Annotated in this window: 24 protein-coding genes; 13 read left to right on the top strand and 11 right to left on the bottom strand. The window is 58.4% G+C overall.

From position 1 onward, the window contains the following. Positions 1–186: 186 nt before the first annotated feature. The gene (locus ABLN87_RS15955) at positions 187–1,845 is read right to left on the bottom strand and encodes an NAD+ synthase (protein ID WP_353011830.1); all 1,659 of its coding nucleotides are present in this window, start codon (positions 1,843–1,845) and stop codon (positions 187–189) included. Positions 1,846–1,998: 153 nt separating this feature from the next. Here ABLN87_RS15955 and ABLN87_RS15960 point away from each other — a divergent pair, with 153 nt between their 5' ends. Further along, positions 1,999–3,477, top strand: coding sequence for an MORN repeat-containing protein (locus ABLN87_RS15960; protein WP_353011832.1), 1,479 nt, complete (start codon positions 1,999–2,001; stop codon positions 3,475–3,477). A 4-nt stretch (positions 3,478–3,481) separates the two neighbouring features. Here the strand turns inward: ABLN87_RS15960 and ABLN87_RS15965 are convergent, their stop codons facing one another. Beyond that, a complete protein-coding gene (locus ABLN87_RS15965) occupies positions 3,482–4,147 on the bottom strand; it encodes an SDR family NAD(P)-dependent oxidoreductase (protein ID WP_353011835.1) in 666 nt (221 codons plus the stop codon). A gap of 289 nt (positions 4,148–4,436) precedes the next feature. Between ABLN87_RS15965 and ABLN87_RS15970 the strand changes: the two genes are divergently transcribed. Then, positions 4,437–6,005: a 2-isopropylmalate synthase gene (locus tag ABLN87_RS15970; protein WP_353011838.1), complete on the top strand. Its 1,569-nt coding sequence runs from the start codon at positions 4,437–4,439 to the stop codon at positions 6,003–6,005. A gap of 82 nt (positions 6,006–6,087) precedes the next feature. Here ABLN87_RS15970 and ABLN87_RS15975 read toward each other — a convergent pair whose 3' ends face one another. Then, positions 6,088–6,960: a LysR family transcriptional regulator gene (locus tag ABLN87_RS15975; protein ID WP_353011841.1), complete on the bottom strand. Its 873-nt coding sequence runs from the start codon at positions 6,958–6,960 to the stop codon at positions 6,088–6,090. Between the two features lie 89 nt (positions 6,961–7,049). Between ABLN87_RS15975 and ABLN87_RS15980 the strand changes: the two genes are divergently transcribed. Continuing rightward, the gene (locus ABLN87_RS15980; RefSeq protein WP_353011844.1) at positions 7,050–7,355 is read left to right on the top strand and encodes a YciI family protein; all 306 of its coding nucleotides are present in this window, start codon (positions 7,050–7,052) and stop codon (positions 7,353–7,355) included. 79 nt (positions 7,356–7,434) lie between these two features. On the opposite strand, the gene rlmJ is transcribed toward ABLN87_RS15980, so the two are convergent. Beyond that, positions 7,435–8,220, bottom strand: a complete 786-nt coding sequence (rlmJ, locus tag ABLN87_RS15985; protein WP_353011847.1) for a 23S rRNA (adenine(2030)-N(6))-methyltransferase RlmJ — start codon at positions 8,218–8,220, stop codon at positions 7,435–7,437. 155 nt (positions 8,221–8,375) lie between these two features. Between rlmJ and ABLN87_RS15990 the strand changes: the two genes are divergently transcribed. The 6 genes from ABLN87_RS15990 to ABLN87_RS16015 are packed head-to-tail and all read left to right on the top strand — an operon-like array spanning position 8,376 to position 14,942. After that, complete coding sequence (locus tag ABLN87_RS15990) at positions 8,376–9,422, top strand: rod shape-determining protein (RefSeq protein ID WP_170535929.1); 1,047 nt, start codon at positions 8,376–8,378, stop codon at positions 9,420–9,422. 58 nt (positions 9,423–9,480) lie between these two features. Then, positions 9,481–10,383 carry a rod shape-determining protein MreC gene (gene mreC, locus ABLN87_RS15995; protein WP_353011850.1) on the top strand — a complete coding sequence of 301 codons (903 nt, stop codon included), beginning with the start codon at positions 9,481–9,483 and terminating at the stop codon, positions 10,381–10,383. Further along, positions 10,376–10,912: a rod shape-determining protein MreD gene (locus ABLN87_RS16000; RefSeq protein ID WP_353011853.1), complete on the top strand. Its 537-nt coding sequence runs from the start codon at positions 10,376–10,378 to the stop codon at positions 10,910–10,912. The genes mreC and ABLN87_RS16000 overlap by 8 nt, the downstream gene beginning before the upstream one ends. After that, positions 10,909–12,858 carry a penicillin-binding protein 2 gene (gene mrdA, locus ABLN87_RS16005; RefSeq protein ID WP_353011856.1) on the top strand — a complete coding sequence of 650 codons (1,950 nt, stop codon included), beginning with the start codon at positions 10,909–10,911 and terminating at the stop codon, positions 12,856–12,858. The genes ABLN87_RS16000 and mrdA overlap by 4 nt, the downstream gene beginning before the upstream one ends. Further along, positions 12,855–13,994, top strand: a complete 1,140-nt coding sequence (rodA, locus tag ABLN87_RS16010; RefSeq protein WP_353011859.1) for a rod shape-determining protein RodA — start codon at positions 12,855–12,857, stop codon at positions 13,992–13,994. Before mrdA ends, rodA begins: the two co-directional genes overlap by 4 nt. Before the next feature lie 15 nt (positions 13,995–14,009). Beyond that, positions 14,010–14,942, top strand: a complete 933-nt coding sequence (locus ABLN87_RS16015; RefSeq protein ID WP_353011862.1) for a 2-hydroxyacid dehydrogenase — start codon at positions 14,010–14,012, stop codon at positions 14,940–14,942. 13 nt (positions 14,943–14,955) lie between these two features. Here the strand turns inward: ABLN87_RS16015 and ABLN87_RS16020 are convergent, their stop codons facing one another. From ABLN87_RS16020 to ABLN87_RS16045, 6 genes are all read right to left on the bottom strand, one after another. Beyond that, positions 14,956–16,971 carry a M3 family metallopeptidase gene (locus tag ABLN87_RS16020; RefSeq protein WP_353011865.1) on the bottom strand — a complete coding sequence of 672 codons (2,016 nt, stop codon included), beginning with the start codon at positions 16,969–16,971 and terminating at the stop codon, positions 14,956–14,958. A 75-nt stretch (positions 16,972–17,046) separates the two neighbouring features. Beyond that, complete coding sequence (locus ABLN87_RS16025) at positions 17,047–18,096, bottom strand: HesA/MoeB/ThiF family protein (RefSeq protein WP_353011868.1); 1,050 nt, start codon at positions 18,094–18,096, stop codon at positions 17,047–17,049. Beyond that, a complete protein-coding gene (gene dut / locus ABLN87_RS16030; RefSeq protein ID WP_353012101.1) occupies positions 18,096–18,551 on the bottom strand; it encodes a dUTP diphosphatase in 456 nt (151 codons plus the stop codon). Before dut ends, ABLN87_RS16025 begins: the two co-directional genes overlap by 1 nt. A 31-nt stretch (positions 18,552–18,582) precedes the next feature. Beyond that, positions 18,583–19,779 carry a bifunctional phosphopantothenoylcysteine decarboxylase/phosphopantothenate--cysteine ligase CoaBC gene (gene coaBC, locus ABLN87_RS16035; RefSeq protein WP_353011870.1) on the bottom strand — a complete coding sequence of 399 codons (1,197 nt, stop codon included), beginning with the start codon at positions 19,777–19,779 and terminating at the stop codon, positions 18,583–18,585. A gap of 63 nt (positions 19,780–19,842) precedes the next feature. Continuing rightward, on the bottom strand, positions 19,843–20,667 hold the full coding sequence (locus tag ABLN87_RS16040; protein ID WP_353011873.1) for a ChaN family lipoprotein: 825 nt from the start codon (positions 20,665–20,667) through the stop codon (positions 19,843–19,845). Continuing rightward, complete coding sequence (locus ABLN87_RS16045) at positions 20,664–21,542, bottom strand: RNA polymerase factor sigma-32 (protein WP_353011876.1); 879 nt, start codon at positions 21,540–21,542, stop codon at positions 20,664–20,666. The genes ABLN87_RS16040 and ABLN87_RS16045 overlap by 4 nt, the downstream gene beginning before the upstream one ends. A gap of 100 nt (positions 21,543–21,642) precedes the next feature. On the opposite strand from ABLN87_RS16045, the gene cobU reads away from it, so the two are divergent. From cobU to ABLN87_RS16065, 4 genes are read left to right on the top strand one after another with little or no spacing between them, the layout of a single operon-like run. Next, the gene (gene cobU / locus ABLN87_RS16050; RefSeq protein WP_353011878.1) at positions 21,643–22,164 is read left to right on the top strand and encodes a bifunctional adenosylcobinamide kinase/adenosylcobinamide-phosphate guanylyltransferase; all 522 of its coding nucleotides are present in this window, start codon (positions 21,643–21,645) and stop codon (positions 22,162–22,164) included. Further along, on the top strand, positions 22,161–22,739 hold the full coding sequence (locus tag ABLN87_RS16055) for a histidine phosphatase family protein (protein ID WP_353011881.1): 579 nt from the start codon (positions 22,161–22,163) through the stop codon (positions 22,737–22,739). Before cobU ends, ABLN87_RS16055 begins: the two co-directional genes overlap by 4 nt. Before the next feature lie 58 nt (positions 22,740–22,797). Continuing rightward, positions 22,798–23,682, top strand: a complete 885-nt coding sequence (locus ABLN87_RS16060) for a glutathione S-transferase (protein ID WP_353011884.1) — start codon at positions 22,798–22,800, stop codon at positions 23,680–23,682. A gap of 47 nt (positions 23,683–23,729) precedes the next feature. After that, on the top strand, positions 23,730–25,244 hold the full coding sequence (locus ABLN87_RS16065; RefSeq protein WP_353011886.1) for a YifB family Mg chelatase-like AAA ATPase: 1,515 nt from the start codon (positions 23,730–23,732) through the stop codon (positions 25,242–25,244). On the opposite strand, the gene gshB is transcribed toward ABLN87_RS16065, so the two are convergent. Continuing rightward, positions 25,241–26,173, bottom strand: a complete 933-nt coding sequence (gene gshB / locus ABLN87_RS16070; RefSeq protein ID WP_353011889.1) for a glutathione synthase — start codon at positions 26,171–26,173, stop codon at positions 25,241–25,243. The genes ABLN87_RS16065 and gshB overlap by 4 nt on opposite strands. Positions 26,174–26,213: the final 40 nt, after the last annotated feature.

Genomic DNA, 26,213 nt, shown 5'->3' on the forward strand with positions numbered 1-26,213 from the left:
CTCTACAGCAATGCGTCACATCCGCCCCATATGAGGCAACTTCTAAGCATAAATGTGGCAGAAAAATGTCAGCCAAACAAGCGCTGACATCGGCAGAGTCATTTGAAACTACTTGGATTTATCCGATTTTTGGAAACGGTTATCCACATAACGATTTACTGTTTCCAAATTTAGAAACCGCAGCGCTTAACCACGATCCCGCCAGCGATTCACAATTGGGTACCGTCTGTCCAACCAGAACGCGCGGCTGGTCAAACGCGTGCCAGGGGAGGATTGGAAACGCTTGTATTCGCTGACATAGACCAGATGTTCGACCTTGCGCACATCCTGTTCATCATATCCTGCGGCAACGCAATCGGCGACAGATCCATCCTGATCCACCAGAATCTCAAGTATGCCGTCCAGCACGGGATAATCCGGCAGGCTATCGCTGTCTTTCTGATCTTCCCGCAGCTCAGCGCTTGGGGGCTTGTCGATGACCGAGGGGCGAATGACCTCACCTACCGGTCCCATCATCCAATCGCGATGATTGGCATTGCGCCAGCGGCAGGTCTCGAACACTCTGGTCTTGTAGAGGTCCTTAATCGGGTTATAGCCGCCATTCATGTCGCCATAGATCGTGGCATAGCCTACCGCGACTTCGGATTTGTTGCCGGTGGTCAGCAGCATCTCACCAAACTTGTTCGAGATCGCCATCAGCAACACGCCACGCAGGCGGGATTGGATGTTCTCCTCGGTCAAATCGACCTCATGCCCCGCGAACAATGGGGCGAGCGTATCCGTCACGGCAGCGCGACTCTCCGAGATCGGAACAAAGTCATAGTGAACGCCCAGCGCTTTTGCGACCGCCTCAGCATCGTCCAACGATGCCTGGCTGGTGTATTCCGATGGCAGCATCACGCAGCGCACATTCTCGGCCCCTATCGCGTCCACCGCAATCGCTGCAACAAGGGCAGAATCCACACCACCCGACAAACCCAGCAACGCCTTTTTGAAACCGGTTTTCCCCATGTAATCACGCAAGGATTCCACCATGGCGCGATAGTCCTGCTCCCACGCATCGGGCTGCGGCACGATCTCGGCAGGGACAATCCGCCAACCTTCATCCCCACGTTCCAGGTCAACATGAGCGACCGCTTCATCAAAAACCGGCATGCGAAACGCCAATTCTCCACCCGGGTTCAGGCCAAATGTTGCCCCATCGAACACCTGATCGTCCTGCCCGCCGACCATATTCAGGTAAATCAGCGGCAACCCGGTCTCGACCACCCGCGCCACCATATGGTTCAGGCGCACATCGTATTTATCGCGGAAATAGGGCGATCCATTGGGGATCAGCAGAAACTCGGCCCCGGTCTCTTCCAGCGTTTCGGCAACATCCGGATGCCAGCTATCCTCACAAATCGGGCTGCCGATGCGCGAATTGCCAACCGAATAAGGCCCACCCAGAGGGCCCGAATCGTACAGACGCACCTCGTCAAACACCGTTTCATTGGGCAGGTGATGTTTCAGCACTTTACTGGTGATCCGACCGCCCTTGAGGATCAGATAGGCATTGAACAGGCTGTCATCCTCGGCCCACGGGCCACCGATGGCCAGTGCTGGGCCTTCGGCGCATTGCTTGGCCAGTTCCTCAACCGCAGCCATAGCCGCGCAGTGGAACACCGGCTTCATGATCAGGTCCTGCGTATTATATCCGGTGATGAACATCTCGGGCAGCGCGACCATGTCCGCCCCGGCCTCGCGACCTTGTTCCCAAGCCGCAAACGCCTTGGCTGCATTGCCCTCAAGATCGCCCACCACAGGGTTGAGTTGCGCCAGTGTGATACGGAAACGGTCGGCCATGCTGCCCTCTTGCCTTCGCCAGTCCTACTGCATTTAGCAGATCATTGCGCGAGTGGAAGACCAATGGCTCAAAAGCCGTTGCTCTGATCTGTGCGGTCCCTTATTTTTGCCCAAACGCATATGAAACCGATGATCGGGCAGTCAGGACAAACCATGAAGCTGATCCGCAATTCTCTCACCGCCGGGATTCTAAGCCTGTCGATCACGGCGGCATGGGCCCAGGATGGTACAGTGATCGTCAAGGATGACGAACTTGGCGGGGTCTACGAAGGCACGTTTGAAAACGGGCTACGCCACGGCACAGGCACATACCGGTTGCCAGACGGGTTTGAGTATTCCGGTCAATGGGTCGAAGGCGAGATTCAGGGCCAAGGCACGGCTCGCTTCGCCAACGGGTCTGTTTATGAGGGCCAATTCGCCAAAGGACAGCCCGAAGGCCAGGGCAAAATCAGCTATGCCGATGGCGGGACCTACGAAGGCGAATGGCGTGACGGTGCGATCAATGGCTCGGGCATTGCCGAATATGCAAATGGCGTGCGGTATGAAGGTGGGTTTCAGAACGCCCGCCACCACGGGAAGGGCACGCGCACTGACCCAAATGGCTATATCTATGACGGGGATTGGGTCGACGGTGCACAGCAGGGCACGGCCCGGATCACTTATCCCGACGGGTCGGTTTATGAGGGCGATGTGCAACAAGGCCAACGCCACGGGCAAGGCCGTTTAGTCCAATCGGACGGGTTGGAATATGACGGGCAGTGGGTTCAGAACCTTATGACCGGAACCGGGCGCCTGACACTGGCCAACGGTGATGTTTACGAAGGCGAGGTTACCGAAGGTCGCCGTCAAGGCAAAGGCAAAGAGACCTATGCCAACGGCAATGTCTATGAGGGCGACTACCAAGACGACCGCCGTCACGGCAAAGGCACATTCGTCGGCACAGATGGCTATCGCTATACCGGCGAATGGTCCGAAGGTCAGATCGAAGGATTTGGTGAGATCACTTACCCCGACGGCTCGGCCTATATCGGTGCGCTCAGCGCCGACCTGCCGCATGGCAAGGGCCAAAGCACCTATGCGGACGGGACCGTCTATGACGGAGAATGGATCGCGGGAGTATTTGAGGGGACCGGTACTGCAACCTATCCCAACGGGACGGTTTACAGCGGCCAGTTCCGCAATGCGGTGAGCCATGGAACCGGCACGGTCACCTTCGCCAATGGATATCGTTACGAAGGCGAATGGGTCGACGGCGTCCGTCAGGGCAAAGGGAAATCTACCTTTGCCGACGGAACCGTTTATGAGGGCGACTTCATCAACGGCGCACGCCACGGCAAAGGGACTATAACCGCGACCAGTGGCTTTACCTATACAGGCGATTGGGCTGACGGAAAGATCACCGGAGTTGGCGTGGCAACCTATCCCTCGGGCGATGTCTACGAGGGCGGTTTTTTTGAGAACAAGCGCCAGGGTCAGGGCACAATGCGTTATGCCAATGGGCAGGAAGAAGCGGGTGTCTGGGACAATGATGCCCTATCGTCCGAAGAGACACCTGAAACCGAAGGCGAAGAAGCAAACGCGCAGGAGCCTGCTTCAGACGGTGAAAACCCTGAAGCGCCTGCAGACAACTAAGCCGCTACCACGGTACGCGCGCACCTGACCAGTCGAAGAATCCGCCCGTGTCTTCGGGCGTTAGTCCGTCGATGACGCTCAGAAGGTTCTCGGCAGCAATATCCGGCTCAACCGCAGGATGGCGGCCAAGATACTTCTGTGTGAACGCTGTTTTAACAGTGCCGGGATGCAGCGCGACGCAGATCGCTTGTTTATGCGTACGGGCCAGTTCAATCGAGGCTGTGTGAACCACCTGATTAACCGCCGCCTTGGACGCGCGATAGCTGACCCAACCGCCCATGCGATTATCCCCGATCGATCCAACCCGCGCCGACAGCACCGCGATCACTGACCGCCTGTTTCGAGTCAGCAGCTTATGCGCCCGGCTCAAAACCAATGCCGGTCCAACCGCGTTCAAGGCGAACTGATCCATCATGGCCTGCGCTGTCACCGCGCGCATGGTCTTTTCAGGCTGCGCGCCATTGATTTCTAAGGCTCCAGACGCGACCAGAACCAAATCAAACGGATATTGAGAAGCATCAAGTGTTTTCAAGGCTGCCTCGGGTTCAGTCAGATCGAACCCGTCATCTGATCGCGACAATCCTGTCACCGCCACCTGCTGCGCAGTAAGCTGATGGCTCAGCGCATTGCCGATGCCACCTGATGCGCCAATGATCAAAGCCGTTTGCATATTGGGCGACCTAGTGGTCTGCACCTTCAGTTCAATGACATGTGCAAAAGAAACCTCACCAAATCCGCTCTGGCTAAATTTTGGTTCTTTTCATTCGCCGTGCGCTCTGTATAACCTGATCCCATGATCAACCGCGCAGATATCCTTGTTGCCGACACCGCCCTTCGCGGTGCCTCGCTGCGTGGCCTACTGATCCTAATCCGCCTCTGAGCGTGCCATCCGGCGCGCCCGCTCAGAGGAGGACGCCAGCGCGCCATAGGCTTTAGGACAGAAGAAGAAAGAGAATCCCATGACCAACGTGACCGACCAAGACCGCGTCTTGATCTTCGATACCACTTTGCGCGACGGCGAGCAGAGCCCCGGCGCGACCATGACCCATGCCGAAAAGCTGGAAATTGCTGAACTGCTGGACGAGATGGGCGTTGACATCATCGAAGCCGGTTTCCCAATCGCATCCGAAGGCGATTTCAAAGCGGTGTCCGAGATTGCACAAAGGTCGAAAAACAGCCGCATATGCGGCCTGGCCCGTGCCAATTTTGCCGACATCGATCGCTGTTGGGAGGCGGTGAAACATGCCAGACAGAACCGCATTCACACCTTTATCGGCACCTCGCCGCTGCACCGCGCCATTCCAAATCTGACCATGGATGAAATGGCGGATAAGATCCACGAAACGGTCAGCCACGCGCGCAATCTGTGTGAAAACGTCCAGTGGTCACCGATGGATGCCACCCGGACCGAATGGGACTACCTGTGCCGAGTGATAGAGATTGCGATCAAGGCCGGGGCTACGACAATCAACATCCCCGATACTGTGGGCTATACCGCTCCGGTCGAAAGCGCTGACCTGATCAAACGCCTGATCGAGACCGTACCGGGCGCGGATGAGGTGGTGTTTGCCACCCATTGTCACAACGACCTCGGCATGGCGACTGCGAACTCTCTGGCCGCTGTCGCGGGTGGCGCGCGCCAGATCGAATGCACCATTAACGGCCTTGGCGAACGCGCAGGCAACACCGCGCTGGAAGAGGTCGTGATGGCCCTGCGCACCCGCAATGACATCATGCCCTGGCACACCGGCATCGATACGACGAAGATCATGCATATCTCACGTCGTGTGGCGACGGTGTCCGGCTTCAACGTGCAGTTCAACAAAGCCATCGTCGGCAAGAACGCCTTCGCGCATGAAAGCGGCATCCATCAGGACGGAATGCTGAAGAACCGCGAGAATTTCGAAATCATGCGCCCCGAGGATATCGGGCTGTCGGGCACCTCTCTGCCATTGGGTAAACATTCGGGTCGAGCTGCACTGCGCGACAAGCTGGAAACGTTGGGCTTCGAGGTTGGCGACAATCAGCTGCGTGATATCTTTGTGCGGTTCAAAGATCTGGCCGACCGCAAGAAAGAAGTGTTCGACGACGACCTGATCGCTCTGATGACTCTGGATGAGGCGGATGACTATCTGCAACTGGTGTCCATGAAGGTCACCTGCGGTACCGGCGGGCAAGCCGAAGCGACGGTCGAGCTGGAAATGGATGGCAAGGACATCATCGCAACCGAGCATGGCGACGGCCCGGTTGATGCCGCGTTCAAGGCCATCCGCGCGATCCACCCAAACACAGCCCGACTGCAACTCTACCAGGTGCATGCGGTGACCGAAGGGACAGACGCGCAGGCGACGGTTTCGGTACGGCTGGAAGAGGATGGCATGATCGCCACTGGCCAATCAGCGGATACCGATACGGTCGTGGCCTCAGCCAAGGCCTATATCCACGCCTTGAACCGTTTGATCGTGCGCCGGGAAAAGGCCGGCCCCGGCGCAGATGCGCGCGAGATCAGCTACAAAGACCTAACCTGAGCAAAAAACCAAGCACAGGGTTCCAGCTCGCGCGGGGCCCGGCAGGTGTGAAATGAATGGGTGACGCCTCGTGCGTCGCTCGTCAAACCCAGTCTAAATTGCTTAACCAGTCTTTGGCCGCGTTGATTGATAGTCTTGAAGTCTGATCGACGTGTGACAGCAACCAGATTTCCCGAGTTGGGAGTCTAGCCCCAACATCCAGTTTTACTTCTCGAAATCGCGGGTCGTTAGAGACTACCGCACTTGGAAGTAACGTTTTCCCAATCCCCGCCGCAACAGCTTGCATCCCGGTCTCGATATCGGCGATTTTCAGAGTGGCACGCAAATTGGAGGACTTCGCAGCGTTTTCGAGCCAACGTGCTTGTGGCAAATTCAGATTTGCGTCGTCATAGGTGATCCAACCCAGATCACCAACTCGGGTCGATGAGAGTGAGCTTGCCGCGTAGACTGCGAATGATAATTCGCCCAGCTTTTGCGCTTTGGTTCGCAATCCTCCTGCATGCGGGCGCGCGAAACGTACCGCAAGATCGGCCTCGCGCTTGGACAGATCCAAATTTTCAGAAGTTGGAACCAAATCAACGGTCAGGCACGGGTGCAAACGTCCCAAGGCGGCTACGCCAGGCACCAACAAATGGTTCACGATAAACGGCACCGAACTGATCCGGACGCTACCTGTAACCTTACGTGCGCAATCACCTGACATTTCTCCGATTGCGACATTCTCTGCCTCGATGGATTCCGCATGTGTCAGGATTTGCAGCGCGGCATCTGTCGGCTCGTATCGTCCGTTGGCACTGCGCAAGAACAAATTGGTTTCCAGCGCCTGCTCCAGAGCATTGATCCTGCGGGCAACCGTCGTTTCGCTGACACCTAGCGCGCGTCCTGCGCGTGCAAGCTTTCCTTCGCGGCGAAGGGCCAGAAGATACTTGAGATCGTTCCAATCATGATCCTGCATTTTTGCAGGTTAAGTCGTCATTCTTACTGGCTCAACCTTCGATATTGATGTGGCAGTCTTTTGAACACGCAATTCAGTGGAGGCACAAAATGAAATTCATCATCCTTTTCGAAGATGCACCAAATGCCGACCCCAACATACGTAAAACACATATGTCAAAACATCTGGATTTTCTTGAGCGGAACTCCGGCAAGATCGAGGCAGCAGGCCCTTTGTCAGATACAAACGGGCAAGGGCGCGATGGTTTGTGGATCGTTGAGGCGAGCTCAGAGAGTGATGTTGATCAACTCGTCAAAGAAGATCCTTTTTGGTCGACAGGTCTCAGGAAGTCCTACTCGATCATCAAATGGAAACAGGTTTTTGCGAACGGCGTGAGGCTTATCGTACCAGACTGACACATTGCACCGTCCAGGGTGTATGCCCCTTTGGGGCAATCGTCGCGACGAAGCGCTTCGCAGCGCACCACCCTTGCGTCTAAAGAGACGCGAACCGATCCGAAAGACGGGTCATCTCGTCCTCAATGCCAAACGGTGCGTTGAGGATAAACATCCCCGACCCGACCATCCGATGGCCGTCGCGCGCGGGTGGGAAGCTCACTTCGTGAAACACGGCCTTCGGGTAGTTCTGCGACCTTAGCGCCTCGATCATCGAAGCGTGGCGCCCATCGGTTAGAATCGGATACCACAAGGCAATGACACCCACATTCCATTTACGATGAAATTTGGTGATGAGCCCCGGCAGGCGTGCGTAATCGGCTTTCACCTCGTAGCTGGGATCAATCAGCATCAACCCACGCCGAGGGGTCGGTGGCAACAGGGATTGCGCCAGTTCAAATCCATCCTGCTGATAGGTCTTCGCCCCATAAGATGACACTGTCAAAGACAGGGCCGCAAACTCCTGCGGGTGCATCTCTGCGAAGTGCAGCGCGTCCTGATCCCTCAGCAGTTGCGCCGCGATCAGGGGTGACCCCGGATAGGCCGCTGCACCATGTCGCGCCAGTGTTGCCTGCAGCACCTGTGTCATCGGATGATCAACCCCGAACCATGCCTCACGCCGAGCGCGCTCGATCCCGGCTACTGCTTCGCCGGTCCGAACCGCTGCTTCCGCGTCCAACTTGTACAGACCGCGCCCGGAATGCGTTTCGATATAGCTGATCGGCTTGTCCTTGCGGGTCAGATACTGCAGCACCCACGCCAACAAAGCGTGCTTTTGTACATCAGCCAGATTTCCAGCGTGGTAAATATGTTGATATGAGAGCATTTTGCCTTCTAAAGTCCCTATCAATGAGGCGAAAAGGTGCTGATTGTCGCGGAATCAGCCCTTTTACCGGGCGAGTTGGCACCCTATAAGTCATCCGTCCCGGAACCGTCGAGTCGCGGGCAGTAGAAAAACTGACATACAGGATCAGGGGAAACATGGGGATCTTAGGCAATCTGGGCGGCCTGTTCACTTCGGACATGGCCATCGACCTTGGGACAGCGAACACGCTGGTTTATGTCAAGGGTCGCGGTGTGATCCTGTCTGAGCCATCCGTTGTTGCCTACCATGTCAAAGACGGGGTCAAAAAGGTTCTGGCCGTTGGCGAAGACGCCAAACTGATGCTGGGCCGGACCCCCGGTTCAATCGAGGCCATCCGCCCGATGCGCGAAGGTGTAATTGCCGATTTCGACACCGCCGAAGAAATGATCAAGCACTTCATTCGCAAAGTGCACAAACGCTCGACATTCTCTAAACCCAAGATCATCGTCTGCGTCCCTCATGGCGCGACTCCGGTTGAAAAACGCGCCATCCGTCAGTCGGTTCTGTCCGCCGGCGCGCGCCGTGCGGGCCTGATCGCAGAACCTATTGCGGCTGCGATTGGTGCAGGGATGCCCATCACCGATCCGACCGGAAACATGGTCGTGGATATCGGTGGCGGCACAACCGAGGTCGCGGTTCTGTCGCTGGGTGACATCGTATATGCCCGTTCGGTCCGCGTCGGGGGAGACCGCATGGATGAGGCGATCATCTCGTATCTGCGTCGCCAGCAAAACCTGCTGGTAGGTGAGTCCACAGCAGAACGGATCAAAACCACCATCGGCACCGCACGCATGCCCGACGATGGCCGCGGCCAGTCGATGCATATCCGAGGGCGCGACCTGTTGAACGGTGTGCCCAAGGAAATCGAGATCAGCCAGGCTCAGGTGGCAGAAGCGCTGTCAGAACCTGTGCAGGCCATCTGCGAGGCCGTGATGACCGCCTTGGAAACCACGCCACCCGATCTGGCAGCCGACATTGTCGACCGGGGCGTGATGCTGACCGGTGGCGGTGCGCTGCTGGGCGATCTTGATCTGGCACTGCGCGAACAGACCGGTCTGGCGGTGTCGATCGCCGATGAAAGCCTGAATTGTGTGGCTTTGGGCACCGGCAAAGCGCTAGAATACGAAAAACAGCTGCGCCACGCGATTGACTACGAAAGCTAAGGCGCGCACCCTTTTAGCATTGGGTAAATTCGGCACGAGCAGCACGGGAAGGTAACCTGTGGCAAAAGACCGATCACAGCGCGATGACTACACGACCCCGCTGCGCCGACTGTTGCTGGGGATTGTTGTGCTGTGCTTGCTGGGCATCTTCCTTGTCTGGCGCATTGACAGCCCAAGGGTCGAACGGTTCCGCGCACAGGTGGTGGACGCTGTTGTCCCATCAATGGAATGGGCCATGGTCCCGGTCACGGCAACGGTCAATCTGGTGCGTGACTTTCAAAGCTACCAAAGCCTCAGCGAACAAAACCAAGAGTTGCGCAGTGAATTGCGCCTAATGCGGGCGTGGAAAGAGGCCGCGCTGCAATTGGAGCAGGAAAACGCGCGCCTTTTGGATCTGAACAATGTGCGTCTTGATCCGCGCCTGACTTACATAACCGGCGTTGTCATGGCCGACAGCGGCTCTCCGTTTCGGCAATCTGTTCTGCTGAACGTGGGCGCACGGGACGGAATCGTTGATGGCTGGGCCACAATGGATGGGATCGGACTGGTCGGGCGTATCTCGGGCGTAGGGCCCGATACAGCGCGAGTCATTTTGCTGACCGATGCGTCCAGCGCGATACCGGCGACCATTCAGCCTTCGGGACAAACAGCCTTGATTGCGGGCGACAATACCCCCGCCCCCGCAGTCGAATTCTTGGAGAACCGGGAACTTGTGCGCCCCGGGGACCGAGTGACTACGTCGGGGGACGGAGGCGTTTTTCCGGCCGGTCTGCTGGTCGGGCAAATCGCGGAGGACCCGGGGGGCCGCTTGCGCGTGCGCCTGTCAGCCGATTTTGAGCGGCTGGAGTTTCTTCGTGTTCTGCGTTTCAACGCAGCCCCAACCATTCGTGACCCCGGTACGGTTGTCGGACCAACACAACCCGAAACAGCACTGACATCCGAGGAGGCCGGCGATGGATAGACCTGCCTCTTACAACTGGGCCATGCGCGGGCTGTATGTCCTGTTAGCGTTTCTTGTTCTTTTCCTGCACCTGCTGCCACTGAACGCGCAGCCGGATCGCTGGCCCTTTCCGGATGTGATGATCGCGCTGACCTTCGCCTGGGTGCTGCGCTGCCCGGATTATGTTCCAACCTTATTGATTGTAGCCGTGATGCTGATGGCCGATCTGCTGTTGCAACGACCGCCGGGATTGCTGGCGGCTTTGGTCGTGCTTGGCGCGGCCTATTTGCGTGGGGCCGCGACAAGCATGCGAGACGCCGGGTTCGTTAGTGAATGGATATCCGTCAGCGTGGTCACCACTGCGGTCTTTCTCAGCAACCGCCTTATCCTGGCGCTCCTGTCCGTCGACCAAGCTGCCTTCGGGCCCGTTCTGTTCCAGTTGATCGTGACGATAGCAACGTATCCTGTGATCGTCCTTCTCAGCCAATCCGTGTTCGGCGTACGCAGGATATCGGCGGCGGATGCAAGTGTTGGAGGGGCGCGGGCATGAAGCAACGCAAACCCAAAGCGCAAGGGCTCGCCTATAAACGCCTCCCACGCCGAGCCTTGATATTGGGCGGGTTGCAAGCGGCCTTCGTCGGCGGGTTGGCCGCGCGGATGCGGTTCATGCAAGTTGAACAGGCCGATCAGTACCGTCTTTTGGCCGAAGAAAACCGCATCAACCTCCGGCTAATCCCACCGACGCGCGGGCGAATCTATGACCGAAACGGTCAGATCATCGGACAAAACACGCCATCATATCGCATCGTTATCGTTCCCGAAGATGCAGGTGATCTGGACAAGGTGATTGCCAAGCTGTCCAACCTAATCCCGCTGACCGAGGATGAGATCGAGCGTGCCAAGACCGAGATACGCCGCTCCGCGCCTTTCCTGCCAGTTACTCTGGCCGATCAGGTGACGTGGGAGGACATCTCGAAGGTCGCGGTGAACGCACCTGCCCTTCCTGGCGTGACACCCGAGGTGGGCTCGACCCGGCAATATCCCAGATACGAGGATTTCGCCCATATCGTCGGTTATGTTGGCCCGGTCAGCGACTATGACCTCAGCCAGATCGAAGACCCCGAACCGGTGCTGCGCATCCCCCGGTTCCAGATCGGCAAGGTCGGATTGGAGGCGAAGCAGGAAATTTCGCTGCGTGGTCGGGCCGGGTCCAAACGGGTTGAGGTCAACGCGACGGGCCGTGTCATGCGCGAGTTGGATCGGCAGGAGGGTCAACCTGGTGCCGACCTACAACTGTCAGTCGACGCGGATCTGCAACAATACGCTCAGGCCCGGCTGGCCGGGGAAAGCGCCGCCGCCGTTGTCATCGATTGTGAAACCGGCGATCTGCGCGCCATGGCCTCTGCCCCCAGTTTCGACCCCAACCTGTTCGTGCGAGGCATCTCGGTCGCGGACTATCAATTCCTGACACAGGACAAGTATCGCCCGCTGGCCAACAAGACAGTTCAGGGCACATATCCGCCGGGGTCGACCTTCAAGATGGTCACTGCACTGGCCGCACTAGAAGCTGGTGTCGTAGGCCCCGGTAATACCGTCTATTGCCCCGGTCACCTGAAAGTCGGCAGTCGCCGCTTCCACTGCTGGAAACGCGGCGGTCATGGAATGGTGGACTTGAATACATCTCTGAAACGCAGCTGCGACGTGTATTACTACGACGTGGCGATCAAGGTCGGCATCGACAAAATCTCTGAGATGTCCAACATCCTTGGCCTGGGAATCAAGCATGACATCCCCATGTCCGCCGTGCGCGCCGGACTGGCGCCCAATCAGGCATGGAAACAGCGTGTTCATGGCGAGGAATGGCTGATCGGTGATACGGCCAATGCGTCCATCGGGCAGGGCTTCATGCTCGCCTCGCCCATGCAACTGGCCGTGATGACCGCAAGGATCGCCACCGGGCGCGCCGTTGCGCCCCGACTGGTGCGGTCGATCAACGGGGTCGAACAGCCCACGGGCGCGGGTGAAGCGCTACCGATCAGCCCAACCAACCTGCGCTACATTCGCGAGGCGATGTGGTCGGTGTCGAATGACCGTCGCGGGACGGCCTATCGCAGCCGGATCATCGCAGATGATCTACGTATGGCGGGCAAGACCGGCACCAGCCAGGTCCGCAACATTACCAAGGCCGAACGAGCCGCCGGGGTGATCCGCAACGAAGACCTGCCCTGGGAACGGCGTGACCATGCCCTGTTCGTCAGCTTTGCACCTTATGACAACCCGAAATACGCGATTGCCGTGGTGGTGGAACATGGTGGCGGCGGATCAAAAGCAGCGGCCCCGGTCGCGCGGGATATCATGCTGCAAGCGCTCTACAAAGGCACCCCGCCGCTTGAGGCCTATCCGGTTGCCGACCGCGACCGCATCAAGGAACAGCAAAAGAGGCTTGAGGGGGATCGCCGCCCCAAAGCGCGTCCTGACGAAAAGGATCGCGCATGAGCTATCTTGAGTATAACGTCAAATCGACGCCATCGGGGTTCCGCAAATTTCTATATATGAACTGGCCTCTGACGCTGTTGTTGATCAGCACGGCCAGTGCCGGGTTCCTGATGCTGTATTCCGTGGCAGGCGGGTCTTGGATGCCCTGGGCCGAACCTCAGATGGAGCGGTTTGGCCTGGGCCTGACAGTGATGTTCATCGTTGCACTGGTGCCAATCTGGTTCTGGCGCAACATGTCGGTGCTGGCCTATCTGGGCTCAATCGCACTGCTTGTTTTTGTTGAGCTTTTCGGCACGGTTGGCATGGGGGCGCAACGTTGGATCGATCTAGGGTTCATGCGGCTGCAACCCTCAGAGGTCATGAAGGTCACGCTGGTCATGCTGCTGGCGGCCTATTACGACTGGCTACCATCACACAAAACCTCGCGCCCGCTTTGGGTAATCCTACCGGTAATCCTAATCCTGATCCCGACCTTCATGGTTTTGCGGCAACCGGACCTTGGAACCTCGATCCTATTGCTGGCCGCAGGTGGTGGATTGATGTTTTTGGCAGGTGTTCACTGGGCCTATTTCGCGGCTGTGATTGCTGCAGTCGTGGGCCTGATTGCGACCGTGTTCAACAGCCGGGGTACGGAATGGCAACTGCTGAAAGACTACCAGTTCCGCCGCATAGACACGTTTCTGGATCCCTCCACCGATCCATTGGGAGCGGGGTATCACATTACCCAATCGAAAATCGCTTTGGGGTCGGGTGGCTGGAACGGTCGGGGATTCATGCAAGGCACCCAGTCGCGACTGAATTTCCTGCCCGAGAAACATACCGATTTCATCTTCACCACACTGGCTGAAGAGTTCGGCTTTGTCGGCGGGATCACCCTGTTGGTGCTCTATGCGCTGATCCTGATTTTTTGCATGGTTACGGCGCTGTCGACCAAGGATCGATTCTCGTCCCTGGTGGTGCTGGGCATTGCGCTGAACTTCTTCCTGTTCTTCGCAGTCAACATGTCGATGGTGATGGGGCTGGCCCCGGTTGTGGGCGTACCGCTGCCAATGGTCAGCTATGGCGGATCGGCCATGCTGGTCCTGATGGCCGCCTTCGGCATCGTCCAAAGCGCGCATATCCACCGCCCCCGCTGATCTGAAAGGCCCTTCATGCCCGTCAACGTCCTGTTCTCTGCGCGCCCTGAACTGTGGCCGGTCTATGAACCGCTTTTGACAAACGGTCTGGCCGAGGCCCGGTTGGATGTGAATCTGGCCACAAACATGGAACCGGATCAGGTCGATTATGTCGTTTACGCGCCAAATGGTGGCCTGCTGGACTTCACGCCCTATTCAAGGCTGAAGGCCGTGCTGAGCCTCTGGGCCGGGGTTGAGAGCATCGCCGACAACGAAACCCTAACCGTTCCGCTGGCTCGCATGGTCGATAATGGGTTAACTCAGGGCATGACCGAGTGGGCCCTGGGCCACACCTTACGGTATCATCTGGGCATGGATGCCCATATCACCGTGCAAGACGGCGCATGGACCCCGACCGCACCGCCCTTGGCGACCGAGCGCACGGTCTGCGTGCTGGGGTTGGGAGAGTTGGGGCAAGCAGTGGCGCAGGCGCTGGCCGCTTTGAACTTTCGCGTCTTGGGTTGGAGCCGCACCCAAAAGGACATCCAAGGCGTGACCTGTCTGCATGGGACCGACGGTTTACGTACCGCTTTGTCTCAGGCCGAAATCGTCGTGCTGCTGTTGCCAGACACGCCTGCTACGGAAAACACTCTGAACGCCGAGACATTGGCGCTGATGCCGAAAGGGGCAAAGATCATCAATCCGGGGCGCGGGCCTCTGATCGATGACAACGCCCTGCTGGATGCGCTGAACACCGGGCAAGTCGGACACGCCACGCTGGATGTGTTTCGGGTCGAACCGCTGCCACTCGAACACCCTTATTGGGAACATCCAAACGTCACCGTCACCCCGCATATCGCATCCGAGACCCGGCCGGTTACGGCGGCACAGGTGATCTGCGAAAATATCCAGCGCGGCGAAGCTGGTGAGCCTTTCGTGCATCTGGTGGACCGCCAGTTGGGATACTGACGGCCAGATCCAGTTAGGCTGCGATCAACCCGCGCCCTTTTAACAAAGCCTCGACACCCGGCAATCGGCCACGGAAGGCCAGATACAGATCCTCGGCCTCGCGCGATCCGCCGGTGGAGAGGATATTCTCCTCCAGCGCCTTGGCGCGTTCGGGGTCAAAGGCCCCTCCGGCCTCTTCGAAGGCTGCGAAGGCGTCAGCATCCATAACCTCGGACCACATGTAGCTGTAGTAGCCCGCGCTGTACCCGTCGCCCGCAAAGACATGGGCGAAATGCGGGGTGGCGTGGCGCATTCCGATGGCGTTCGGCATGCCGATTTCTGCCAATACCTCGGCCTGTTTTGACATCGGATCAGCAGGGGCCGAACCTTCATGAAAGGCCAGATCAACCAAGGCCGAGGCCACATATTCGACCGTCTGGAACCCCTGATCGAAATTGGCTGCCTTCAGCACCTTCTCCAACATCGCCTGAGGCATCGGCTCACCCGTCTCGGCATGGGTGGCGTATTCGGCCAGAACCTCGGGCACTTCCAGCCAGTGTTCATAAAGCTGGCTGGGCAGTTCGACGAAATCCCGCGCGACGGATGTGCCCGAAATACTTTCATAGGTCACGTTCGATAGCATCTGATGCAGCGCATGGCCGAACTCGTGGAACAGGGTCCGGGCGTCATCATAGGACAGCAGCGCTGGATCACCCTTGGCGAAGTTGCACACGTTGATTACGACGGGGGTCTGTTCTTCGGGGAACTTCGCCTGCGCCCGCATGGCGCTGCACCACGCGCCCGACCGTTTCGAACCACGCGCAAAGTAATCCCCAATGAAAACCGCCACGTGCTTCCCGTTGCGCGTCACCTCCCACGCGCGGCAATCGGGGTGGTAAAGCGGCGCATCCAGCGACGCGAACTCCAGCCCGAACAGACGGTTGGCACAGGCAAACGAAGCCTCAATCATCCGATCCAGCTGCAGGTACGGTTTCAGCGCCGCCTCATCCAGGTCATGCTCAGCCTTGCGGCGCTTCTCGGCATAGTAGCGCCAGTCCCAGGCTTCCAGCGGGCCATTGACGCCATCCTCTTGCATCATAGCCGTCAGGATATCGGCATCCGCATCGGCGCGGGCTTTGGCGGGTTCCCAAACCTGCATCAACAGATCGCGCACGCGGTCTGGCGAGCGGGCCATCTCGGTTTCCAGTTTGAACTCCGCAAAGCTGTCATAGCCCAGCAACTTGGCGCGTTCTTCCCGCAGGGTCAGGATTTCGGCTGCAATCTCGCGGTTGTCGGTCTCGTTCCCATTTGCCCCCCGCGCGGCCCAGGCGCGATAGGCTTTTTCCCGCAGGTCGCGGCGGGATGAGAATTGCAGAAATGGCACGATCAGCGAGCGGGACAGGGTCACAACCGGCCCGTTCGCACCCTTTTCCTCACCTGCCGCGCGTGCGGCAGCGATGACGAAATCTGGCAGGCCGTCCAGATCTTCCTCGGCCAGTTCCATGAACCAATCACGCTCATCCGCCAGCAGATTCTGGGTGAAAGAAGTGCCCAACGAGGCGAGGCGAGACTTTACCTCTTGCATCCGGGCATCGGCCTCGCCCTCAAGCGCAGCACCCGCACGGACAAAGCCGCGATGGGTCAGCATCAGAACGCGGGCTTGTTCGTCACTCAGGTCCAGATCATCGCGCCGGTGCCAAAGGTCGGCCACACGGCGGAACAAATCCTTGTTCGATGAAATGCCCGAGAAATGCGCAGAAAGCTTCGGTGAAAACTCCCGCTGCAATTCCTCGCGTTTCGGGTTGCTGTCAGCGCCCGCCACGGTGAAAAACACCGACAGGACCCTGTCCAACTGCTCACCCGCCGCTTCAAGCGCTTCGATTGTGTTGGCAAAGCTGGGCACGTCCGGGTTGTCAGCAATAGCGTCGATCTGTGCGTTGTGCGCGGCCATCGCCTCGTCCAACGCAGGCGCGAAATCCCCATCTGAAATCGCGGTAAACGGGGCGATCTCAAAAGGCGTGGTCCAGTCGGACAGGATCGGGTTGGTCATGCAGGTCTCCTTTGCCCCCAAGCTATGTAGAGGGTCAGCAGTGGTCCAGAGGGGGAGTGAATTTTGACTTCGAAACTAAGTCCCAACCTGCCCGCAAATCGGGCAATCGGTGCGTTTCGACAGGGTGATCTTGCGGCTTTCCCCATAAAGCGCATCATAGATCAACATCTCACCGCGCAAGGCGGCACCGGCACCTGTGATCACTTTGATCGCCTCGACCGCCATCATCGACCCGACCACGCCGGGCAGCGGCCCGATCACCCCTGCCTCGGCACAGGATGGGGCGAGCCCGGCGGCAGGCGCTTCGGGGAAGACGCACTGGTAGCACGGGCCTGAGGTTACTGGATCAAAAACGCTCAATTGCCCTTCCCATTGCGATAGGGCGCCGGAAATCAGCGGTTTGCCCAGTTCAACAGCCGTTTTGTTGGCCAGATAGCGGGTATCGAAGTTGTCCGTTCCGTCTAGGATCAGATCGAAATCAGCGAACAGATCAGCCGCGATCTCTACGGTCAGGCGGCGGTTATATGGCAGTACCGTTACGTTGGGGTTCTGCGCTACCATTGCCTGCTGTGCGGAAAAAACCTTGGGCATTCCGATATCGGCATCGCGGTGAATGACCTGTCGTTGCAAGTTGGCATTTTCGACCACATCGTCGTCGATCACGCCGAGCGTGCCGACACCCGCAGCGGCCAGATATTGCAAGGCCGGTGCGCCCAGACCCCCTGCGCCAATCACCAACACGCGGGCCTGTTTCATCTTCTTCTGCCCCGGCCCACCCAATTCGCGCAGCACGATGTGGCGGGCATAGCGGTCGAGTTCGGTTTCCGAGAACCGATCAGAACGCACCTGAGGGTCTTGTTCAGACGCGGATGTGGCGCGGCTGCGCAGGGCCTTGAGAATCTTGCCATAGCCCAGAGCCAACCCGACGCACCCCGCCAGGATCAGCCACATCGCGGCGGACCCGCCCGTCGCCTCGCGTAGGGGGTTGCCATTCGGCAGAACCAGCTGTGCTAAGATGACACCCGTCAGCAAAACGCCCACAGAAACCATTCGTGCGCTGCGGGAAATGCCCGCGACATAGCCGACGCCCCAAAGCCCCGCGGCAAGCAGCAGAACCAGCAGCATCAGCCGCGCCCGGTGGACCCGAACCCGCCTGATCCGCGTTCGGTTTCGCTGAGTTCATCTGCAAACTGAAAATCTGCCTGAACAACCGGGGCAACGACCAGTTGCGCAATGCGTTCGCCATGCGCAACTTCGAAACTCTCATGCCCCGCGTTCATCAGGATCACACCCAGTGGCCCGCGATAGTCGCTGTCGATGGTACCCGGCGTGTTTGGCAGCGTGATACCGTGCTTCAGCGCAAGCCCGGAACGCGGCCTGACCTGCACTTCAAACCCTTCGGGAATCTCGATCCGCAGCCCCGTCGGGATCAGCGCACGCTGTCCCGGTTCCAGAGTGATTGAGGCACCATCCGGCAGGTTTGCACGCACGTCTGCCCCTGCGGCTCCGCTCGTCTCATAGGACGGCAACGCAACCGAGGCATCTGCACCAGCCTCGCGGATCACACGGATTGCAACCATCATTGTACCTCTTTGTTCAAGGCTGGGGGCATCAGTTGCTCAAAGCCTCAGCAATCTTTTGCGCCAGTCGCGCCGCAACCGCATCCTTGCCCATGCGCGGCCATTCTTCGGTACCAGCATCCGAAATCAGCAGAACTGCATTCTCTGTGCCGCCCATGATGCCGGTCTGGGGGCTGACATCATTGGCAACGATCCAGTCACACCCTTTGCGCTGGCGCTTTGCCGTTGCATGTTCAAGAACGTCGTTGGTTTCTGCGGCAAAGCCAACAACCAACATCGGACGTCCGTGATCCATGTGTGAGACACGTTTCAAGATGTCCGGATTTTCGGAAAACTCCAGCGCGGGCAAGCCATCCTGCGTTTTCTTCAGCTTCCGATCTGATGCACTGACCACTCGCCAATCCGCCACAGCCGCCGCAAATACACCCACATCCACGGGCAGGGCCGCATCCACCGCGTCTGACATCTGCTGAGCTGTTTTAACGCGCACAACCTGCACGCCTTCGGGGGGCGGCACATCTGCCGGCCCGGTGACAAATGTCACATCTGCGCCCAAGGCCGCCAAAGCCCGTGCCACCGCCGTACCCTGCGCGCCCGAGGATCGGTTGGCGATGTAGCGTACGGGATCGATCGGTTCATGTGTCGGGCCTGATGTCACAAGGATACGTTTCCCTTGCAGCGGACCATCTGCCATTTGCGCTTCGATAGCGGCAACAATCTCCAACGGTTCAGACATTCTACCAGGGCCGTATTCGCCACAGGCCATATCGCCTTCGTTTGGCCCGACAAAACGCACGCCATCGGCCTGCAATTGCGCAAGATTGCGTTGAGTCGCCGGGTGATCCCACATCCGCACATTCATGGCGGGCGCGCACAATACGGGCGTATCCGTGGCCATCAATAGGGTCGAGGCCAGATCGTTCGCCAACCCCGCCGTCATCTTGCCCATCAGATCCGCCGTTGCGGGGGCGACCACGACCAGATCGGCAGAGCGCGACAGCTGAATATGGCCCATCTCGGCCTCGTCCGTGAGGTCAAACAGGTCGCGATAGCACTTCTCTCCCGCCAAGGCAGACACGGACAAAGGTGTCACGAATTCTTCGGCAGCGCGGGTCAGAACCGTGGTCACGGCAGCGCCACGCTCTTTCAGGCGGCGGATCAGGTCCAGCGACTTATAGGCCGCGATCCCTCCTCCGATGATCAGCAGGATACGTTTGGAAGCCAGCATGTTCAGCCTTTCCCGTTCTGGTCGGCGCTGACATTAGGCAAGGCCACGGCGTAGTACCAGCGGTTAATTCTGCACCTCAAAGGCTTGGCAGGGGTCTTCGCGATCCACTGCAGGGCTATCGATGACCACATCGAAGGTGCCATCGATCACCCCGTCTTCGGATTGGCCAAGGACAAAAACCTTCAATCCGGGACGTAGGCGAGACAGGAAGGTGGGGATGCCGCGATCCTTACGCGCATGACCGTTGCCAGTGATCACGGCCACGGGCCCACCGGTATCGTCCATCGCTTGCAAGATCGACCGCGTCAGCACCGCATCACGTAGGCGTTGTATCGCAACCATCTGCGGCAGCACCTGTTCGGGCAGTGCATTGCAATGCGCCACAAGTTGATCCGCCTCACGCGCCGCTTGTTCCTGTGCAGGCAGCGGCACCGTCAAACCATAGCGCGCCGCATCGGCGCCAAGTGCGGTTGCCGCACCGCGTTCCATAGCAGCACGTGCTGCGGCGCGCGGCACCATCGCACCGTAAACCGGTGCGTCTGTGGCCTGGAAAATAGGATAATACATGCTGAGCGGTGGCCAGCCCGTTTCTGCCCAGCGCAGAATTCGGCCAAGTTCTTCTGGATTCGAGGCCGCCGTCTGCGCCAAGCGTTGTGCACCCTCTTCGGTGACCATTTCCCAAACGACGGCGGACGGGGCGATCACCTCAATCGCCTCGGTCTGTACCTTGTGATGGTCCGGATTGTCGTGAATCTCGCCCAATATCACGACATCCGCTGCCTGCATCGCAGAAACCACGTCGTCAGGGCTAAGGTCAGCGGCACTACTCGGGCGCGCCGGGATTGCCGTAACTGCCAGAGCAAAAAGAAGAATCGCAAGCCGTGTCATGCGATGAAGTGTTGCACCTCGCGCGATTGGGCTTCAAGGTTCTTACGCATCTTCGTGAAGGCGGCAGCCTCAAGCTGGCGTACGCGTTCCTTTGATAGACCAAGCTCGTCACCCAAGCTTTCAAGAGTTCGTGCCGGTTCGCGCAGCTTGCGTTCACGCACGATGAACCTTTCCCGATCATTCAGTGACTTCATCGCAGTTAGCAGCCATTCGCGTAATTGCTCGGTATCATGGCTGTGTTCTACCGCTTCGGCGGCCTGCTCTCGATCATCTTCCAGCGCGTCAATCCACTCGCGTCCGTCCTCATCGGCGGATTGCACCGCATTGAGCGAGAAGTCCGACCCGGCCAGGCGACCTTCCATCATCTCGACATCGCGCAGCGGCACACCAATCTCGGTGGCGATCATCTGGTGCAATTGATGGCGGTCCAACTCAAGACCCTCGGTTGCGGCCTCACGCTCCAGCCGCGCCTGAACACGGCGCATATTGAAAAACAAGGATTTCTGAGACGAGGTCGAGCCGGTGCGCACCATCGACCAGTTGCGCATCACATAGTCCTGAATGCTGGCCTTGATCCACCAAACCGCATATGTCGAAAAGCGCACGCCCCTATCGGGATCGAACTTGTCGGCGGCTTTCATCAAGCCCAAGCCGGCCTCTTGGATCAGATCGTTCATCGGCGCGCCGTAGCGCTTGAACTTGGCCGCCATCGAAATAGCTAACCGCATATAGGCAGTGATCAGACGGTGCAGGGCTTGTTCATCGCGTTCGTCTCGCCACGCATAAGCCAGCCTCAACTCTGTCTCTGCATCCAGCAACTCGGCCTTCATCGCTCGCCGGGACATCGAAAAGTCGGTCGCGTTGTCAAGTGCCATGAAACTCTCCCTATTTCATATTCGATGGCCGGGCTTGCCTTGCCGACCTATGGTCGATACGCAGAACCCAGCAGACCGGATCACTTGAAAGGTAAGAATTGTGCTTCCCGATTTAACCTTTGTTCTGGGTGGGGCTGCATCGGGCAAGTCTGCGTTTGCCGAACAACTGGTTGTTTCGTCGGGCAAAAGCCGCGTTTATCTGGCCACTTCACAAGTGTTTGATGATGAAATGCGTGCGAAGGTCGATCACCATATCGCGCAGCGTGGGCCGGATTGGCATACGATTGAGGCGCCACTGGATCTGACACCCGTTCTGACTGATCTTAGCACCGAACAGATTTGCCTGATCGATTGCGCCACCATGTGGCTGACCAATCACCTGTTGGCAGAAAGTGATCTGCATTCTGCGCAGACTGCTCTACTACAGGCCTTTAAAAATTGCCCGGCCCAAATCGTCATTGTATCAAACGAGGTGGGGCACGGAATCGTCCCCGAAAACGCTTTGGCCCGCCGGTTTCGTGAGGCACAGGGCCGATTGAACATCGCCTTGGCGGCACAGGCGGAGTTGGTGGTTCAAGTGACAGCAGGTCTGCCGATGGTTCTGAAAGGCACACTGACGTGACGCGGTTGCATCTGGTCCGGCACGGCCCAACCCATGCCAAAACCATGGTCGGGTGGTCCGATCTTCCCGCTGATCTGAGCGATACCGCCGCCCTGAAGCGGCTGCATGACTACCTACCTCAGGACGCCGTCGTTGTCTCATCAGACCTATCGCGCGCTGTTGATACCGCATCCGCTATTCAAGGCGCACGCACACGCTTGCCGCATCATCGTGATTTGAGAGAGATCAATTTCGGAACATGGGAATTGCGTGGTTTCAAGGAGGTCGAGGCAGAAGACGCCGAACTGGCCTTTGCCTATTGGGACAATCCCGGTGACGTGCGCCCACCAGACGGGGAAAGCTGGAATCAGGTGCGCGCGCGCGTCGATCGCGCTGTTGACGCCCTCATCGCGGATCATCATGGCCGCGATATAGTGATCGTCGCCCATTTTGGGGTGATCCTGACGCAGGTACAGCGGGCACTTGATCTGGACGGACAACAGACCTTTGCGCATCGTATCGACAATCTGTCGGTCACCCATGTGACCTGTGAGGGAACAGGCTGGTCCGCAGGGGCGATCAATCACCGTCCGTGATCCTACTGCGCACAAATCACTGATTTACCAATTGCCAACCCGTCGCCATCGTGGGCCCATGACCTATGATCTCTTTATCGGTGACAGGCTGTTTTCCAGCTGGTCCTTGCGCGGTTGGCTGATGCTAGAAAAGTTTGGCCTGCCCTATCGAAACCATATGATCGGGCTGTATTCCGGCACGATGGCGCAGGATATGCAAACCCTCGCACCCGCGCGGCTAGTGCCTGCCTTGCGCATGCCCGACGGAACGGTCGTAGGTGAAAGCCTGGCGATGGCCGAAACGCTAGCTGAACGCCATCCGGATGCCGGGCTTTGGCCAAAAGATGCGGCAGCACGGGCAACGGCCCGTTGGCTCTGCGCCGAGATGACCGCCGGTTTCAGCGCCTTGCGTGAAAATTGCCCCATGCAACTGAAACACGCCTGGCAAGACTTCAACCCATCACAGGATACGCTGGCCGATCTGGCGCGTGTTGAAACGCTGTGGGCCCATGCACGCCAGATATCCGGGGCTGCAGATGGCCCATTGTTCGGAACCTATTCACTTGCGGATGTGTTCTACACCCCGGTCGCGGCAAGGATTGTGGGCTATGGTCTGCCGGTGTCTGCTGCCAACCTCGACTATTGCCACTTTCTGCTTGGCGAGACCTCGGTACGGCAATGGCGAGCCATGGGACTGACAGTTGAGTATGATCCGTTTCCCTACAATCATGGCTCCGTTTCTTCACCCTGGCCAATTGGTGGTGTTTCAACTGCCAAAGCTGTCGAAACCGGCCCTTCCTTGAATGCGCGCTGCCCGTATTCAGAGGAACCAGCGACGGATTTTCTGGAACTCGATGGGCAATGCTGGGGTTTCTGCAACGCATTCTGCCGCGACAAAACTGCCGCAGACCCCGAGGCCTGGCCAAAATTCATCGCCATGCAAGACGCCGTTAACGATTCCTAAACCGCAACCATGGCAGCAAAGTCCTGTTAACCAAGAACAGGATTGCCATGGTCGCCCGCGCCCATACTGTTGCGTTTCAAGGGGTTGATGCCCGCCCGGTTGAGGTGCAATGCGCCGTTTCGCCCGGACTGCCTGCATTTTCCATCGTGGGCCTGCCCGACAAGGCTGTCTCGGAAGCACGCGACCGGGTGCGCAGCGCGCTCAACGCCATGGCCATCGCGCTGCCTTCGAAACGGATCACCATCAACCTGTCCCCAGCTGATCTGCCGAAAGAAGGCAGCCATTTCGACCTGCCTATCGCGGTTGCATTGCTGTCAGCGCTTGAGATTATCCCTGCCGACGCGGCAGAAGGAACGGTCGCATTGGGTGAATTGTCGCTGGATGGGTCACTGGTTCCTGTTGTCGGGGCCCTGCCTGCCGCGATGACCGCCGCGTCCGAAGATCGCGCCTTGCTGTGCCCCCGAGCCTCCAGCGCCGAGGCGGCTTGGGTCGATGCAACCCAGGTGATTGGCGCAGGGTCATTGGGCGATGTGGTGCGCCACTTTTCGGGCCAGACGCCGCTTGCCGCCGCAAAACCGGGTGAGGTGACCCTTGCAGCCAACCCACGTGATCTGCGCGATGTAAAAGGTCAGGAACGGGCTAAACGCGCGTTGGAGATCGCAGCAGCAGGTCGGCACCATCTGATCATGATCGGCACGCCCGGTTCTGGGAAGTCCATGCTTGCGGCCCGCCTGCCTGGGATTCTTCCCCCATTGACTCCGATTGAGGCTTTGGAAACATCAATGATCCAATCCCTCTGCGGTCTGTTAGATGAAGGCGGGATCAGCCGCGCCAGGCCTTTTCGGGAGCCACATCACACGGCCTCGATGGCCGCGATTGTCGGCGGCGGTAAGGGCGCGAAACCAGGTGAGATTTCTCTGGCCCATAACGGTGTGCTGTTCATGGATGAGTTCCCCGAATTCTCCCGAACAGTGTTGGAGACCCTGCGCCAGCCGATTGAAACCGGCGAAGTCATGGTCGCCCGCGCCAATGCCCATGTAAAATATCCCTGCCGCTTCATGCTGATCGCAGCAGCAAACCCTTGCAAATGTGGATACTTGACCGACCCGTCCCGCGCCTGTTCGCGTGCACCCGGATGCGGTGAGGACTACCTAAACCGCATTTCCGGCCCGTTGATGGACAGGTTCGACCTGCGGATCGAAGTGCCGCCCGTTGCATTCACCGATCTCGATCTGCCGCCCTCGGGCGACAGTTCAGCCACCGTCGCCGCACGCGTCGAACAAGCACGGGCGGTGCAGGCCGCCCGGTTCGACGGCCACAATTCAGTGCGTCAGAACGCCGACGTAGAGGGTAAGCTTTTGGAAGAGGTTGCGGCGCCCGATGCAGAAGGGAAGGACTTGCTGCTTAAGGCAGCTGACCGGTTCGGCCTGTCTGCCCGCGCGTTTCAGCGCATTCTTCGGGTCGCAAGAACCATCGCAGACCTTGAAGGCGCGCCCGATATCCGACGGCCCCATGTGGCCGAAGCGCTGAGCTTTCGCATCAGCGCCAAGGTGATGGCTTAAACTTTGGCCTCAATCGCCTGCCAGATCTTTTCGGCAATGTTCTCACCATTGAACCGCTCAAGCTCTTGTATGCCGGTCGGGGAAGTGACGTTGATCTCGGTCAGATAATCGCCAATTACGTCGATGCCGACAAATATCTGCCCCTTTTCTTTCAAAAGCGGGCCGATTGCAGCGCAAATTTCCAGATCACGTTCAGACAGTCCGATCTTCTCAGGACGTCCTCCTACATGCATGTTCGATCTGGTCTCACCTTCGGCCGGAACACGGTTGATGGCGCCGACGGCCTCGCCATCCACAAGGATCACGCGTTTGTCGCCATTTCTGACATCCGGCAGGAATTTCTGCACAATCAACGGCTCACGCGAAAAGCCGGTAAACAGCTCATGCAGAGAGGTCAGGTTGCGGTCACCCGCATCCAGCCGGAACACGCCTGCACCGCCATTGCCATAAAGCGGCTTCAAGATGATGTCCTGATGCTTTTCCTTGAACGCTTTGATGGTTTGCAAATCCCGCGCAATCGTGGTGGGCGGTGTCAATTCCGGGAAATCCAACACCAGCAGTTTTTCAGGATAATTGCGCACCCAAAACGGATCATTCACCACCAGCGTTTGACCTTTGAGCCGGTCCAGCAGGTGTGTCAACGTGATATAGTGCATATCGAACGGAGGGTCCTGACGCAGCCAGACGACATCAAAATCGGCCAGATCAACTTCGCGCTCTGGCCCAAGTATCGCCGGATCGCCGGGGACGCGCTGAACCGTCATATCCCGACCCCATGCCGTGATCCTGCCTTCTTGATAGGCCAATTGGTCCGGGCCGTAGAAGAACAGCTCATGACCCCTGGCCTGCGCCTCTTCCGCCAGGCGGAAAGAGCTGTCGGCATTGATGTCCACGTCCCCGATTGGGTCCATTTGAAAGGCGATTTTCATGGCATGTCCCTCAACTTCATGCCAGATACATGGCCCAGCC

The organism is Ruegeria sp. SCP10, from assembly GCF_040329495.1.
In the GTDB taxonomy this organism is placed as follows: Bacteria; Pseudomonadota; Alphaproteobacteria; order Rhodobacterales; family Rhodobacteraceae; genus Ruegeria.